Here is a 14,153-nt window from a genome sequence, read left to right on the forward strand (position 1 = left end):
CCTACTTGTCGATGTCGCCGACCACGAAGAACAGCGACCCCAGGATCGCCACCATGTCCGCCACCAGCGTCCCCGGCAGCAGCTCCACGAGCGCCTGGATGTTGTTGTACGAGGCCGAGCGCAGCTTCAGTCGGTACGGGGTCTTCTCGCCCTTGCTGACGAGGTAGTAGCCGTTGATGCCGAGCGGGTTCTCGGTCCACGCGTACGTGTGCCCCTCGGGCGCCTTGAGGACCTTCGGGAGCCGCTGGTTGATCGGCCCGGGCGGCAGCTCGGAGAGCCGGTCGAGGCAGGCGTCGGCGAGGTCGAGGGCGACGTGGGTCTGCTCCAGGAGCACCTCGAAGCGGGCGAGGCAGTCGCCCTCCTGCCGGGTGACGACCTTCAGGGTGTCCTGCAGCTCGCCGTACGCGAGGTACGGCTCGTCGCGGCGCAGGTCGAAGTCGACGCCCGAGGCACGCGCGATGGGCCCGCTCACGCCGTACGCGTGCACGGTCTCCGGCGCAAGCGCCCCCACGCCCCGCGTGCGCCCGCGGAAGATCTCGTTGCCGAGCACCAGGTCGTCGAACCGGTCCATACGCGAGCGCACGGCGGCGACTGCTTCACGCGCGCGTGAGGCCCAGCCGGCCGGCAGGTCCTCCTTGAGGCCGCCGACGCGGTTGAACATGTAGTGCATACGGCCGCCGGAGACCTCCTCCATGACGTTCTGGAGGACCTCGCGCTCACGGAAGGCGTAGAAGACGGGGGTGATGCCGCCGAGCTCCAGCGGATAGGAGCCCAGGAACATCAGGTGGTTGAGCACCCGGTTGAGCTCCGCGAGCAGCGTGCGTGTCCACACCGCGCGCGTGGGGACCTCCATGCCGAGCATGCGCTCCACGGCGAGGACCACGCCCAGCTCGTTCGAGAAGGCCGACAGCCAGTCGTGGCGGTTGGCGAGCATGATGATCTGGCGGTAGTCGCGCGCCTCGAAGAGCTTCTCCGCGCCGCGGTGCATGTACCCGATCACCGGCTCCGCGTGCATGATGCGCTCGCCGTCCAGCACCAGTCGCAGCCGCAGTACGCCATGCGTGGACGGGTGCTGCGGTCCGATGTTGAGCACCATGTCGGTGCTCTCCGCGGCGCCGCCGATACCGACCATGGTCTCCGTCGTGGGAGTCATGGACACAGTCTCTCCTACGTACGCTGGCCGTATGGAAACGGGGAGCCCGCACAGCACGGGCACTACGGGGGACGAGGCGGCGGCACCCGAGTGGACCGGCCTGCCGCCCGGGCTGCTGCGGATGCGCCGCCTGCTGCTGGTGGTGTGGCTGGGGGTGCTGGCTCTCGCCCTGGGCCTGCTGCTCGGCCTGCTGGCCGGGCCCGGCTGGGCCGCCTTCGCGCTGCTGCCGCTCGCGCTCATGGCCTGGGGCTGGGTGCTGCTCGGCCGCAACTGGCGCTCCTGGCGGTACGCCGAGCGCGCCGACGACCTGCTGATCAGCCGGGGCGTGCTGTGGCGCGAGGAGACCGTGGTGCCGTACGGGCGGATGCAGCTGGTGGAGGTGACCTCCGGGCCCGTCGAGCGGCACTTCGGGCTGGCCAGCGTGCAGCTGCACACGGCGGCCGCCGCGACCGACGCGACCATCCCGGGCCTCGACCCGGCCGAGGCGGAACGGCTGCGCGACCGGCTCACCGAGCTCGGCGAGGCCCGATCGGCGGGCCTGTGACGGCGCCGGGCGTCGACGACGCCGTACTCGAGAAGCCGCCCGTCACCGAGCGGCGACTGCACCCCGTGACGCCCCTCAGGCGTGCGTGGGCGCCGGTGGCCGTGCTGATCGGGTGGGCGGTGCACGACCCCGACCAGGCGCAGCGCCAGCTGACGAAGCTGACGACCACCACCCTGCTGATCGCGCTCGCGGTCCTCGTCCCGGCCGCGGCCCTGTACGGCTTCCTCACCTGGTGGTTCACGCACTTCGCGGTGACCGACGCCGAACTGCGCATCCGTACCGGCCTGTTGTTCCGGCGCACCGCGCACATCCGGCTCGAACGCATCCAGGCCATCGACATCACCCAGCCGCTCCTCGCGCGTGTGGCCGGCGTCGCCAAGCTCAAACTCGACGTCATAGGCACCGACAAGAAGGACGAGCTGGCCTTCCTCGGGGAGCGCGAGGCGCGTGCGCTGCGCGCTGAACTGCTCGCGCGCGCCGCCGGTTTCGCACCCGAGACGGCGCACGAGGTCGGCGAAGCACCAGCGCGCGAACTGCTGCGCACGCCCGCGCGCGACCTCGCGATCTCCCTCGTGCTGACCGGCGCCACCTGGGGCACCCTGGCCGCCGCGCTCGTCGTCCCGCCGGTGCTGTGGCTGGCCACCCACAGCGTGTGGACGGTCCTCGCGACCGGCGTCCCCCTGCTGGGTGCGGCCGCCACGAGCAGCGTGGGGCGGTTCGTCGGCGAGTACGACTGGACTGTGGGCGAGTCCCCGGACGGGCTGCGCATCGACCACGGGCTGCTCGACCGCACGCACGAGACGGTGCCACCCGGACGCGTGCAGACCGTGCGGATCGTGGAGCCGCTGCTGTGGCGGCGGCGCGGCTGGGTCCGCGTGGAGCTGGACGTGGCCGGTTCGTCCAACTCCGTGCTCGTGCCGGTCGCTCCGCGCGAGCTCGCCGAATCGGTCGTCACGCGCGTGCTGCCCGGGGTGACCGTCCCGGCGGCTTCGGCGCTGTCACGGCCGCCGCGGCGCGCCGGGCGATGCGTGCCGGTGTGGTGGCGGGGATACGGACTCGCCGTCACCGACACGGTGTTCGCGGCACGGCACGGTCTGCTGCGCCGGAGCCTGGCGCTCGTGCCGCACGCAAAGGTGCAGAGCGTACGGCTCGCTCAGGGGCCCTGGGAGCGGCTGTGGCGGGTCGCCGACGTCCATGTGGACACGGGGGCCAACAAGACCGTCACGGCCCGGCTGCGGGACGCGGAGGAGGCCGCGGAGCTGCTGCGCGCGCAGGCGGAGAGATCACGCACCGGGCGCAGGGACGCGCGGCCGGACAGATGGATGGCGCCGCAGGGCAGTCACCCCACGGCGCCATGAGATCCGGTACGAGCTGCTTCAGGACACCGCGCTGCGCAGCCCCTGCACGTCGATCTGCTCCGTCTCGTCGTGGGCCGTCAGGTCGATCACCTGGCCGACGCCGCGCGCGTCCTCGTCGGCCGGCTTGAACTCCGCCTCGGTCTCGGCCTTGTGGAGGGCGAGCGCCTCCTGACCCACGACGTCGGCGAGGTCCTCGTTCTGCACGGCCTCCATGGCCGTGCTCGACTGCTCGGCCTTCGTACCGAAGAAGTCGAATCCGCCCTCGACTGCCGGTCGCCGCACGGGCGCGGCCGGTACGACGGCCACCGCGGTCGGCGCGACGAAGTGCCCGGAGGGCTGCTGCACGGGCCTGGCCGGAGTGATGGCGGCCGCGCGCTCATGCCCGTCGACCGCCTCGGGCTGCCCCTGTGCCTCGTCCTCCTGCGCCGCGGCCTCCGTGTCGTCGGCGGCGGCCTCGGTCACAACGGCGGCGGGCTCGTTGACGACGGCCGCGGCCGCGGCGGCAGCAGCCGCGGCGGAGTCCGAACCGGCCTTCGCCTTCACCGGCTCGCCCTTCTTGGAGCCGCGCTTTGAGGGACCGTCACCTTTCGGGGAACCGTCGTCCTTGGGGTCGGTGTCGTCCTCGGCCGCAGCGTCGTCCTCGACTGCAGCGGCGTCCTCGGCCGCGTCGTCGTCCGTGAGCGCCGCGTCGTCCTGCGAGCCGTCCTCGCCCGTCACGTCGCCGTCGTCCTTCGGAGAACCGTCACCGTCCTCGTCGAACTTCTTCAGCGCCGCGTTCGCCCGCAGGAAGAGCTTGGAACCCTCCGGGGAGAAGACCGCCGGAGCCTCCGGCGTCTCCTCGGTGCCCTCGGCGGCGTCCTGTGCCGAGGCAGCCACAGCCTCGGCCTCCTGGTCCGCGACCGCCGACTCGTCGGTCGGCACCGGTGGCAACGCGCGCGCGGGAGCCGCGGCCTCTATCTCGAGCAGCCGACGGCCCTCCAGGGCGCTCGCACGCTCGGTCTCCGCCGTCGCGTACCGCCGCAGCAGCGCCGCGTGCTCGTTGCGCAGCCCCGCCAGCTCGGCGCGCTTGGCCCGCAGCCGCTGCTCGAGCTTCGTGCGCAGCTCGCGCGACTCCTCGAGGTCGGTCTCGAGCTCGGCGACCCGCTCCTCGTGCCGCCACTCGTCGCTCGCACGCGCGCGCGTGAGGTCGGCGACCTGTTTGCCCGCCTGCGAGTCCCAGCGGCGCATGACGGCCGCCCCGACGACAGCCGTCGCCGCGGCGAACGCGGCGACGACACGGAGCACGGCCGGCTGCGAGAACACCCAGGGGCCGAAGGCGCAGACAAGGGAGACGCCTGCGATAGCCGACGGAGGCAGCAGCCTGTGCAAGGGCGGGGAATGGCGGTGACGTCCACGTGGCATGGCCAGAAACTTACCGCGCGTAGGCGAGCCTTGGTGCCCCGCCCCGCAAAAACACAGCCATCCCGAAACGTTCACAGGGCATCAGGAATAGCACTTCGCCGAATTCGGCAAGATCATCAATGATCGAAACCCCGGCTGCGCTGCCCGGACGGCCGTCCGGTCACCGGTCGCTCAGCCGCCCGCTGATCCACTGCAGCGTCGCCGGAATCTCCCGACGCCAGGTGTTGAAGTTGTGCCCGCCGCTTTCGAGGATGATCGACGAGATCCGCGTCAGCCCGGTGGCCTGCACGCGCTCTATGAACTTCAACGTGTCCTTGTAGTTGGATTCCCCGATCTTGCTGCTGGTGACGAGCAGTGAAGTGTCGGGGGCGGGAAGGTGCTTGAGATACCAGAACAGGTCGGCGCGATCGCGCAGCCCATTGTCGCCGTGGAAGAGATCGCCCGTGGTGGGGTCGATCGGTGCCTTGTAGTACGGCGACAGGCCCGCGGCGGCCGCATACGACCGCGGGTGGTGCATGGCCAGCTTCAGCGCGCAGTAGCCGCCCGTGGAGTCGCCGATGATGCCCCAACTGCCGGGCTTCTTGCCCACCCTGTAGTGCGCGAGCATCGCGTCGGGCAGGTCCTTGGCGAAGAACGTCTCGGTCTTCGGACCGCCCGGGATGTCCACGCACTCCGTGTCCCGCGGCGGCGCCACCGTCGGCCGCATCATCACCAGGATCATCGGCTGCATACGGCCGTCCTTGGCGAGGTCCTGGGCGGTGCGCGGGTAGTGCAGTTTGTCCACGAGGGCCTGGGCGGTGCCCGGATACCCGGTGAGGACGACGGCTGCGGGGAACGTACGCGTGCGGTACTGCGGCTGGAAGTACTCCGGCGGCAGGTAGACGTACGCGGGCGTGGCGATGTTCGTCGTACGGCCGACGATGTCGACCTTCTGGATCTGACCGCCGACCTGCGGCCTGGCACCGCCGGCGCCGCGCACGCTCGCCGTCTCGACCACCTGCAGCGGACCGCCCGAACCGCCGAGCGCCGTGTGGTTTATGACCACGCCCTGGTCCTTCTCCTGACCGAACAGGTCCGCCCAGCTGGCATAGAACCCGAAGGCCTGGTTGGCGGCGAGGCCCAGCGACATGAAGAGGGCCAGCTGGGTGCCGAGCAGCAGGCCGACGCGACCGCTGACGGCCCGCCAGTTCCGCCGCGCCAGACGCGGCCACAGCCACACCGTGCCGACGAACAGCAGTACGGCCAACGCGACTGCCAATCCCAGCACTTTGTTGCTCGTAAGACCCATGACCTGCTTCCTGCCTGCGGTTTCCACCCGGCTCCCCCACACCTTCGCAAGGGCTTGTCCGGGACTTTCCTCGGCCTTTGAACCGGCTTTGAGGAGGGTCTGGAACCTTCCTCCTCGAGACACCGTCCTAGAGGGCGCAATGTCGCCGGATGCCCGAATCGGGCCCGGATCCAAGGTCTCTCGCAGAACTACGGGATGCGATGTCTGTCAGGACAGATGAGGAAATGTCGGGCGGGGTTCCGTTCCGATCACGCAACGCGCGGCGCGTCCTGCGCGGTCCGCGCCCCGAGGCCGTCCCCGTCCTCGTCGCCAGAGCTTGTGCCGTCGTTGGCCTTCTGGACATCGCCGCGGGCGTCTTCCCGCGCTTCAGGCACAGCCGTATGCACACCATTGCCGAGGTGCTGCCGGGATCGTTCGGCCCGTTCGCGGCCGCGCTCTCGCTCAGCGCGGGCATCCTGCTGCTGCTGCTCGCACACGGTCTGAGGCGTGGCAAACGCCGGGCATGGCGCGCCGCGGTGGCGCTGCTGCCCGCAGGCGCGGTGGCGCAGTTCACATACCGCCACTCCCTCATCGGAGTGATCATCTCTCTGGCGCTGCTCGCACCCCTGCTGCGACACCGTGACCAGTTCCGGGCGCTGCCCGATCCGCGCAGCCGGTGGCGAGCGCTGGCGAACTTCGTCCTCATGGGCGCCGGATCGCTCGTCCTCGGCCTGGTCATCGTCAGCGTCCACCCGAACCGCATGGTCGGCGACCCCAGCCTGGCCGATCGCATCACGCACGTCCTGTACGGCCTGTTCGGCTTCGAGGGTCCGGTCGACTACCAGGGCAACACCTCCTGGACGGTCGCCTTCTCGCTGGGCGCTCTCGGCCTCCTGACGGCGGTCACGACGATCTACCTCGCCTTCCGGCCCGAACACCCGGCCGCGCGCCTCACGGAGGAGGACGAGGCCCACCTGCGCGCCCTGCTGGAGAAGCACGGCGGCCGCGACTCCCTCGGCCACTTCGCACTGCGCCGGGACAAGGCCGTCGTCTTCTCGCCGAGCGGCAAGGCGGCCGTGACCTACCGCGTCGTGTCCGGCGTGATGCTCGCCAGCGGCGACCCCATCGGCGACGTCGAGGCCTGGCCCGGCGCCATCGAGCGCTTCATGGACGAGGCGAAGGCGCACTCCTGGACTCCCGCCGTCATGGGCTGCTCGGAGACGGGCGGCGAGGTGTGGACCCGCGAGACCGGTCTCGACGCCCTCGAACTGGGCGACGAGGCGGTGGTGGACGTAGCGGATTTCTCCCTCGCCGGCCGCGCGATGCGCAACGTGCGCCAGATGGTCAAGCGCATCGAGCGCGCCGGTTACGAAACCCGGGTACGACGTGTACGTGACCTCGGCGAGACCGAGCTGGAGCGGATCCGGCAGGCCGCCGAGGACTGGCGCGGCACCGACACCGAGCGCGGCTTCTCCATGGCGCTCGGCCGCATCGGCGACACCGCCGACGGCGACTGCCTGATCGCCACCGCCCACAAGGCGGACGACCAGCCCGGGGAGTACGGCGACCTGAAGGCGATCCTGCACTTCGTCCCCTGGGGCGAGGACGGCGCCTCGCTGGACCTGATGCGCCGCGACCGCTCGGCCGACCCCGGCATGAACGAACTGCTCATCGTCGCGGCCCTCCAGGCGGCGCCGAAATTCGGCATCACGCGCGTGTCGCTCAACTTCGCGATGTTCCGCTCGGCACTCGCGCGCGGCGAGAAGATCGGCGCGGGCCCGGTGCTGCGCGCCTGGCGCGGCCTCCTGGTCTTCCTCTCGCGGTGGTTCCAGATCGAGTCCCTGTACAAGTTCAACGCGAAGTTCCGCCCCCGCTGGGAGCCCCGCTTCGTCGTCTACCGCGCGTCCGCTGACCTGCCCCGCATCGGCTTCGCCGCCATGCAGGCGGAGGGCTTCGTCGACCTCGCCCTGCCGCTGCCGCGCTTCCTGCGCCGCCGCAAGGCCCCCGCACGCGCGTGTGCCCACGCGGTGGCCGAAAGAGACGTCCGGGCGGCGTGAGCGGCACCACCGCAGCCACTGAGACGGGCCCGGGCGGGAGCCCCACCCCCCAGCCCGGGGGCTCCCGCCCGGGCCGCGGCGTCCTGCGGCCGGGCCCGGGCTCTACGCTGAACGTATGAGCAAGCAGAGCGGACGCGGGCGCGTCGCGGGCCTTCCGGAATGGGACCGCTGCGCGGTCATGGGAGTCGTGAACGTCACTCCCGATTCCTTCTCCGACGGCGGCCGCTTCTTCGACACCACGGCCGCCGTCAAGCACGGCCTCGGCCTGGTCGCCGAGGGCGCGGACCTGGTCGACGTCGGCGGCGAGTCCACCCGCCCCGGCGCCACCCGCGTCGACGAGGCCGAGGAACTCAAGCGCGTCATCCCGGTCGTCCGCGGCCTCGCCTCCGAGGGCGTCACGGTCTCCGTCGACACCATGCGCGCCTCCGTCGCCGAACGGGCCCTCGCCGCCGGTGCCGCCCTCGTCAACGACGTCAGCGGCGGCCTCGCCGACCCCGCGATGATCCCGGTGGTGGCCGAGACGGGCGCCCCCTTCGTCGTCATGCACTGGCGCGGCTTCCTGGAGGGCGGCAACGTCAAGGGGGTCTACGACGACGTCGTCACCGAAGTCATCGACGAACTGCACGCACGCGTGGAGGCCGTCCTCGCCGGCGGCATCGCACCCGAGCGCATCGTCGTCGACCCCGGCCTCGGCTTCTCCAAGGACGCCGAGCACGACCTCGTCCTCCTCGCCCATCTCGACCGCCTGCTCGGCCTCGGCCACCCGCTCCTCGTGGCCGCCTCCCGCAAGCGGTTCCTCGGCCGCGTCCTGGCCGGACCGGAGTCCGCACCGCCGCCCGCGCGCGAGCGCGACGCCGCCACGGCCGCCGTGTCCGCGCTCGCGGCGCACGCCGGCGCATGGGCGGTACGGGTGCACGAGGTGCGCGCAACGGCGGACGCGGTACGGGTCGCACGCGCCGTGGAAGGGGCGCGCACCACGGGGCACGCGCCCGGCGCAGACACCCGCCGCGCAGAAGGAGCCCGGTGAGCGCCCCCCACACCGACGTCGAGCAGGTGGAAGCCGCCAACACCGCCTTCTACGAGGCGATGGAGCGCGGCGACTTCGACGAGCTGTCCTCGCTCTGGCTCACGCCGGCCGACCTGGGCGTCGACGAGGAGTACCACGACCCGGCCGACGCCGGCGTGATCTCCTGCGTGCACCCCGGCTGGCCGGTGCTCACCGGCCGCGGCGAGGTCCTCAGGTCGTACGCGCTGATCATGGCGAACACCGACTACATCCAGTTCTTCCTGACCGACGTGCATGTCTCCGTCACCGGCGACACCGCCCTGGTGACCTGCACCGAGAACATCCTCAGCGGCGGCCCCGCGCCCGAGGGCGGCGAGGAACTCGGCCCGCTCGTCGGGCAGCTGGTCGTCGCCACCAACGTGTTCCGCCGCACCCCCGAGGGCTGGAAGCTCTGGTCCCACCACGCCTCCCCGGTTCTGTCCGAAAACGACGAGGAAGCGGACGAGGAGACACCCTCCTGACGGGGTAGGCGCCCCTCGAAGAACACTCACGGGCACCCGCCCCGGAACCCGCAGGGACCAAGAAGTGGTTGGAATCACGAACCCCTGGGTAGGGGCGGCTACCAACCCGTGAGCCGCCGGGTTCCCCAGGGGAAACACGCGATGAAACCTCCTGATCCCGGCACGGACCACGCCCTCGTGGCCGGGTCCTGTCAGTGCCCGCAGGTAGATTCGTTCGAGGCCGGTGTGCCGCCCGCACACGGCATCGACCGGCCGTTACCGACGATTGCAGGAGTGATTCGCGTGGATCGTGTCGCGCTGCGCGGCCTCAAGGCCCGCGGGCACCACGGGGTGTTCCCCAAGGAGCGCGAGGAGGGCCAGACCTTCATCGTGGACCTCGTCCTCGGCCTGGACACCCGACCGGCCGCGGCCGACGACGACCTGGCGAAGACCGTGCACTACGGCATCGTGGCGGAGGAGGTCGTGGCCGTCGTCGAGGGCGAACCCGTCGACCTCGTCGAGACGCTCGCCGAGCGCATCGCCCAGGCCTGTCTGAAGCACGACCTGGTCCAGGAGGTCGAGGTCTGCGTCCACAAACCGGACGCGCCGATCACGGTCCCCTTCGACGACGTGACCGTCACCATCACCCGGAGCCGAGTATGACCGCGTCCTTCACCGAGGATCACAGCGACCCGACCGTACAGCCGGTGCCCGCCTCCGTCGTGCAGCAGGTGGACGCCGCCGACACGACCCTGCACAACCCCAAACGCGCGGTGATCTCCCTCGGCGCCAACCTCGGCAACCGCCTGGAGACCCTCCAGGGCGCCATCGACGCCCTCGAGGACACCCCGGGCGTCCGCATCAAGGCCGTGTCGCCGGTGTACGAGACGGAGCCGTGGGGCGTCGAGCCCGGCAGCCAGCCGTCGTACTTCAACGCTGTGATCGTCCTGAAGACGACCCTCCCGCCCTCCTCGCTCCTGGAGCGGGCGCACGCGGTCGAGGAGGCCTTCCACCGCGTACGGGACGAGCGCTGGGGCGCACGCACGCTCGACGTCGACATCGTCGCGTACGACGGTGTCGTCTCCGACGACCCGCAGCTCACCCTCCCCCACCCGCGCGCCCATGAGCGCGCCTTCGTCCTGGCCCCCTGGCACGACGTCGACCCCGACGCCCAGCTGCCCGGCCGCGGCCCGGTGGCCGACCTCCTCGATACCGTCACCCGCCACGGCGTGGAACCCCGCAAGGACCTGGAACTCCACCTGCCCGAGTAGTCGTTAAGGTCAGGACGGCAAGGTCGGGAAGACCACAGTCCGCGGGACGGTCCGCAGGACCCGGGGGAGCTGAAGGGACACCGTGAGAGAGCTGCGCATCAGGGTGCTGGCCGGCGTGTTCGTCGTGGCGGGAATCCTGTCCTGGGCGGGGGCCCGCCTCTGGAACTCGATCGGGACCCTCCCCAGCGTCCCCCTGGCCGCGCCCATCGTCCTGGCCCTGATCGCCGTGGTCCTGACGGCCACGGCGCTCTCGATCCGCGCCCGCCTCAAGGCCCAGCGCGAGCGCCGCCCCGAGGCCAAGGGCGTCGACCCGCTGATGGCGGCCCGCGCGGTCGTCTTCGGCCAGGCCAGCGCCCTGGTGGCGGCCCTCGTCGCCGGCATGTACGGCGGCACGGGCGTCTTCCTCCTGGAACAACTCGACATCCCCGCCCGCCGCGACCAGGCCATCTACGCCGGCTTCTCGGTGGCGGCGGGCATCGCGGTCATAGCGGCGGCCATCTTCCTGGAGCGCGTCTGCAAGCTCCCGGAGGACGACGAACACAACAACGGGGCGGCTTCGGCGGCGTAAAGCCGCACACACCGCCCCGGCCCGGCGCACCCGGTCCGACGTCAGCGCGCCATGATCAGGCTCATCGCCTCGTTCCGCGTGGCCGCGTCCCGCAGCTGCCCGCGCACCGCCGACGTTATGGTCTTCGCGCCCGGCTTGCGGATGCCACGCATCGACATGCACATGTGCTCGCACTCCACGACGACGATGACGCCGCGCGGCTCCAGGATGTCCATGAGGGAGTCCGCGATCTGCGTGGTGAGTCGTTCCTGCACCTGCGGCCGACGAGCATAGACGTCCACCAGGCGGGCCAGCTTCGACAGGCCGGTGATCTTGCCGGTGGTGGCCGGAATGTATCCGACATGAGCGACACCCCTGAACGGCACCAGGTGATGCTCGCACGTCGAGTACACCTCGATGTCCTTCACGAGCACCATCTCGTCGTGCCCCAGGTCGAACGTCGTCGTCAGCACGTCCTCGGGCTTCTGCCACAGCCCCGCGAAGATCTCCTTGTACGCCCGCGCCACCCGCGTCGGCGTCTCCCTGAGCCCCTCCCGGTCCGGGTCCTCGCCGACCGCGATCAGCAGTTCGCGTACGGCGTTCTCGGCGCGCTTCTCGTCGAACTCGCCGATCGAGCCCTCGCCGTCCAGCGTCACGGGGTCGGTCATCTGGTGCCTCGTTCCTGTGCGGGTCACGCGTGCGGGCCACGCGCCTCATCTGCGGCATGGCTGAAAATGCCGCGCCCCCCAGGCTAGAACCTGGGGGGCGCGGCATTCATTCCGGGCCTGTTGAGGCCGCCGGGAGCCGGGTCAGCTCTCGGAGCGGTCCTCCGGGGCCGACTCGGTCGCCGGGGCGGGCTCCGCCGCGGTGGCCTTGGCGGTGGTGATCGCCGGGGTCGCGCCGTTGGCGCCGTTCGTCAGTGCGAGCTCCTTCGGGGAGAGCACCGGCGGGCGGGTCGACGGCGTGCGGCGGGAGGAGCCGGTCCAGGCGGGCCGCGGCGGACGCTTGACGATCGGGGCGAAGATCTCGGCGATCTCCTCCTTGCCCAGCGTCTCCCTCTCCAGCAGCTGCAGGACGAGGTTGTCGAGGACGTCGCGGTTCTCGACCAGGATCTCCCAGGCCTCGTTGTGCGCGTTCTCGATGAGCTTCTTGACTTCCTCGTCCACCAGCGCGGCGACCTCTTCCGAGTAGTCGCGCTGGTGAGCCATCTCACGTCCGAGGAACGGCTCGGTGTTGTCGCCGCCGAACTTGATGGCGCCCAGCCGCTCGGTCATGCCGTACTGCGTGACCATCGCGCGGGCCGTTGCGGTGGCCTTCTCGATGTCGTTCGCAGCACCGGTCGTCGGGTCGTGGAACACGAGCTCCTCGGCCGCGCGGCCGCCCAGCATGTAGGCGAGCTGGTCGAGCATCTCGTTGCGCGTCGTGGAGTACTTGTCCTCGTCCGGCAGAACCATCGTGTAACCGAGGGCCCGTCCGCGCGACAGGATCGTGATCTTGTGGACCGGGTCGGAGTTCGGGGAGGCCGCCGCGACCAGGGCGTGACCGCCCTCGTGGTACGCGGTGATCTTCTTCTCCTTGTCCGACATGATCCGGGTCCGCTTCTGCGGGCCCGCGACCACACGGTCGATCGCCTCGTCCAGCATGGAGTTGTCGATCAGCTTCTTGTCGCTGCGGGCGGTGAGCAGCGCGGCCTCGTTGAGGACGTTGCTCAGGTCCGCTCCGGTGAAGCCCGGGGTGCGGCGGGCGACGGCCGACAGGTCGACGTCCGGCGCGACCGGCTTGCCCTTCTGGTGAACCTTGAGGATCTCCAGACGGCCCTGCAGGTCCGGCGGGTCGACCGCGATCTGGCGGTCGAAGCGGCCGGGGCGCAGCAGCGCCGGGTCGAGGATGTCGGGCCGGTTCGTGGCGGCGATGAGAATCACACCGCCCTTGACGTCGAAGCCGTCCATCTCGACGAGCAGCTGGTTCAGCGTCTGCTCGCGCTCGTCGTGACCGCCGCCGAGGCCGGCGCCGCGATGGCGGCCGACCGCGTCGATCTCGTCGACGAAGACGATCGCCGGGGCGTTCGCCTTGGCCTGCTCGAACAGGTCGCGGACCCGGGAGGCACCGACACCGACGAACATCTCGACGAAGTCGGAACCGGAGATCGAGTAGAAGGGGACCCCGGCCTCGCCGGCCACGGCACGCGCGAGGAGCGTCTTGCCGGTACCGGGACGGCCGTAGAGGAGCACGCCCTTGGGAATCTTGGCGCCGACGGCCTGGAACTTCGCCGGCTCCTGCAGGAACTCCTTGATCTCGTGGAGTTCCTCGACCGCCTCGTCACAGCCCGCGACGTCGGAGAACGTCGTCTTCGGGGTGTCCTTGGTGATCAGCTTGGCCTTCGACTTCCCGAAGTTCATGACCCGGGAGCCGCCGCCCTGCATCTGATTCATCAGGAACAGGAAGACGACCACGATCAGGACGAAGGGGAGCAGGGAGAGCAGGATTCCGAGGAACGGGTTCTGCTTGGACGGCGAAACCGTGTAGCCGTCCGGGATCTGCTTGTCCTGGTACTTGGTCTGCAGCGTGTTGGCGATGGTCACGCCCTGGTCGCCGATGTAGCTCGCCTGGATCTTCGAGCTGCCCTCGACCTTTACGCCGTCCTTGAGCTGGACCTTGACGGTCTGCTCGTCGCCGGTGGTCAGCTTGGCCGACTCGACCTTGTTGTCATTGATCGCCTGGACGACCTGGCCGGTGTCCACCGTCTTGTAGCCGCCGGACGAGCCGACGACCTGCATCAACACGACCACGGCAAGGACGGCCAGCACGATCCACATGACCGGCCCACGGAAGTATCGCTTCACGTCCATCCATACGGAGCGATGTCGCCCCGTCCCTCCTGCCATAGTGAGTTTGATAAGACAGTTCTTCTGACGGTACCCCAGCATTGTGGCCCGAAGCCGCACGGGACGGCTGGCAAACCCGTCTGCATGCTCCAACGGCGCGAAACCCGCTGGGGTTCCCGATCGTCTTACGAGTGTTCGGCCCTTTGGGGCTCAGCCACCGCGAA

General features: G+C 70.5%; 13 protein-coding genes. 8 read left to right on the forward strand and 5 right to left on the reverse strand.

Annotated features, from left to right (window positions below; genetic code table 11):
• Window position 1 precedes the first annotated feature (1 nt).
• On the reverse strand, window positions 2-1,153 hold the full coding sequence (locus ACFY1L_RS50770; RefSeq protein ID WP_388841990.1) for an NADH-quinone oxidoreductase subunit D: 1,152 nt from the start codon (window positions 1,151-1,153) through the stop codon (window positions 2-4).
• A 31-nt stretch (window positions 1,154-1,184) separates the two neighbouring features.
• Here ACFY1L_RS50770 and ACFY1L_RS50775 point away from each other — a divergent pair, with 31 nt between their 5' ends.
• Both ACFY1L_RS50775 and ACFY1L_RS50780 read left to right on the forward strand, forming a co-directional pair.
• Window positions 1,185-1,697, forward strand: coding sequence for a PH domain-containing protein (locus ACFY1L_RS50775; RefSeq protein ID WP_388841992.1), 513 nt, complete (start codon window positions 1,185-1,187; stop codon window positions 1,695-1,697).
• On the forward strand, window positions 1,694-3,055 hold the full coding sequence (locus ACFY1L_RS50780) for a PH domain-containing protein (RefSeq protein WP_388841994.1): 1,362 nt from the start codon (window positions 1,694-1,696) through the stop codon (window positions 3,053-3,055). The genes ACFY1L_RS50775 and ACFY1L_RS50780 overlap by 4 nt, the downstream gene beginning before the upstream one ends.
• A gap of 18 nt (window positions 3,056-3,073) precedes the next feature.
• Here the strand turns inward: ACFY1L_RS50780 and ACFY1L_RS50785 are convergent, their stop codons facing one another.
• Window positions 3,074-4,456, reverse strand: a complete 1,383-nt coding sequence (locus ACFY1L_RS50785) for a hypothetical protein (protein WP_388841996.1) — start codon at window positions 4,454-4,456, stop codon at window positions 3,074-3,076.
• Window positions 4,457-4,616: 160 nt separating this feature from the next.
• The gene (locus ACFY1L_RS50790; RefSeq protein ID WP_388841998.1) at window positions 4,617-5,744 is read right to left on the reverse strand and encodes an alpha/beta hydrolase; all 1,128 of its coding nucleotides are present in this window, start codon (window positions 5,742-5,744) and stop codon (window positions 4,617-4,619) included.
• A gap of 224 nt (window positions 5,745-5,968) precedes the next feature.
• On the opposite strand from ACFY1L_RS50790, the gene ACFY1L_RS50795 reads away from it, so the two are divergent.
• From ACFY1L_RS50795 to ACFY1L_RS50820, 6 genes are all read left to right on the forward strand, one after another.
• Window positions 5,969-7,780: a phosphatidylglycerol lysyltransferase domain-containing protein gene (locus ACFY1L_RS50795; protein ID WP_388842000.1), complete on the forward strand. Its 1,812-nt coding sequence runs from the start codon at window positions 5,969-5,971 to the stop codon at window positions 7,778-7,780.
• A 115-nt stretch (window positions 7,781-7,895) separates the two neighbouring features.
• Complete coding sequence (folP, locus tag ACFY1L_RS50800; protein WP_388842002.1) at window positions 7,896-8,807, forward strand: dihydropteroate synthase; 912 nt, start codon at window positions 7,896-7,898, stop codon at window positions 8,805-8,807.
• Entirely contained in the window at window positions 8,804-9,307 is a 504-nt protein-coding gene (locus tag ACFY1L_RS50805; protein ID WP_388842004.1) for a nuclear transport factor 2 family protein, read from the forward strand. Before folP ends, ACFY1L_RS50805 begins: the two co-directional genes overlap by 4 nt.
• A 282-nt stretch (window positions 9,308-9,589) precedes the next feature.
• Window positions 9,590-9,949, forward strand: coding sequence for a dihydroneopterin aldolase (gene folB / locus ACFY1L_RS50810; protein ID WP_388842006.1), 360 nt, complete (start codon window positions 9,590-9,592; stop codon window positions 9,947-9,949).
• Window positions 9,946-10,557 (forward strand): 2-amino-4-hydroxy-6-hydroxymethyldihydropteridine diphosphokinase, encoded by a 612-nt coding sequence (gene folK / locus ACFY1L_RS50815; protein WP_388842008.1) that lies wholly within the window; start codon window positions 9,946-9,948, stop codon window positions 10,555-10,557. The genes folB and folK overlap by 4 nt, the downstream gene beginning before the upstream one ends.
• 82 nt (window positions 10,558-10,639) lie before the next feature.
• The gene (locus ACFY1L_RS50820) at window positions 10,640-11,125 is read left to right on the forward strand and encodes a DUF3180 domain-containing protein (protein ID WP_388842010.1); all 486 of its coding nucleotides are present in this window, start codon (window positions 10,640-10,642) and stop codon (window positions 11,123-11,125) included.
• 41 nt (window positions 11,126-11,166) lie between these two features.
• Here ACFY1L_RS50820 and folE read toward each other — a convergent pair whose 3' ends face one another.
• Window positions 11,167-11,772: a GTP cyclohydrolase I FolE gene (folE, locus tag ACFY1L_RS50825; RefSeq protein ID WP_361275154.1), complete on the reverse strand. Its 606-nt coding sequence runs from the start codon at window positions 11,770-11,772 to the stop codon at window positions 11,167-11,169.
• A gap of 141 nt (window positions 11,773-11,913) precedes the next feature.
• Complete coding sequence (gene ftsH / locus ACFY1L_RS50830) at window positions 11,914-13,953, reverse strand: ATP-dependent zinc metalloprotease FtsH (RefSeq protein ID WP_388842012.1); 2,040 nt, start codon at window positions 13,951-13,953, stop codon at window positions 11,914-11,916.
• Between the last annotated feature and the right edge of the window lie 200 nt (window positions 13,954-14,153).

Source organism: Streptomyces sp. NPDC001663 (assembly GCF_042893105.1).
Taxonomy (GTDB): Bacteria; Actinomycetota; Actinomycetes; order Streptomycetales; family Streptomycetaceae; genus Streptomyces.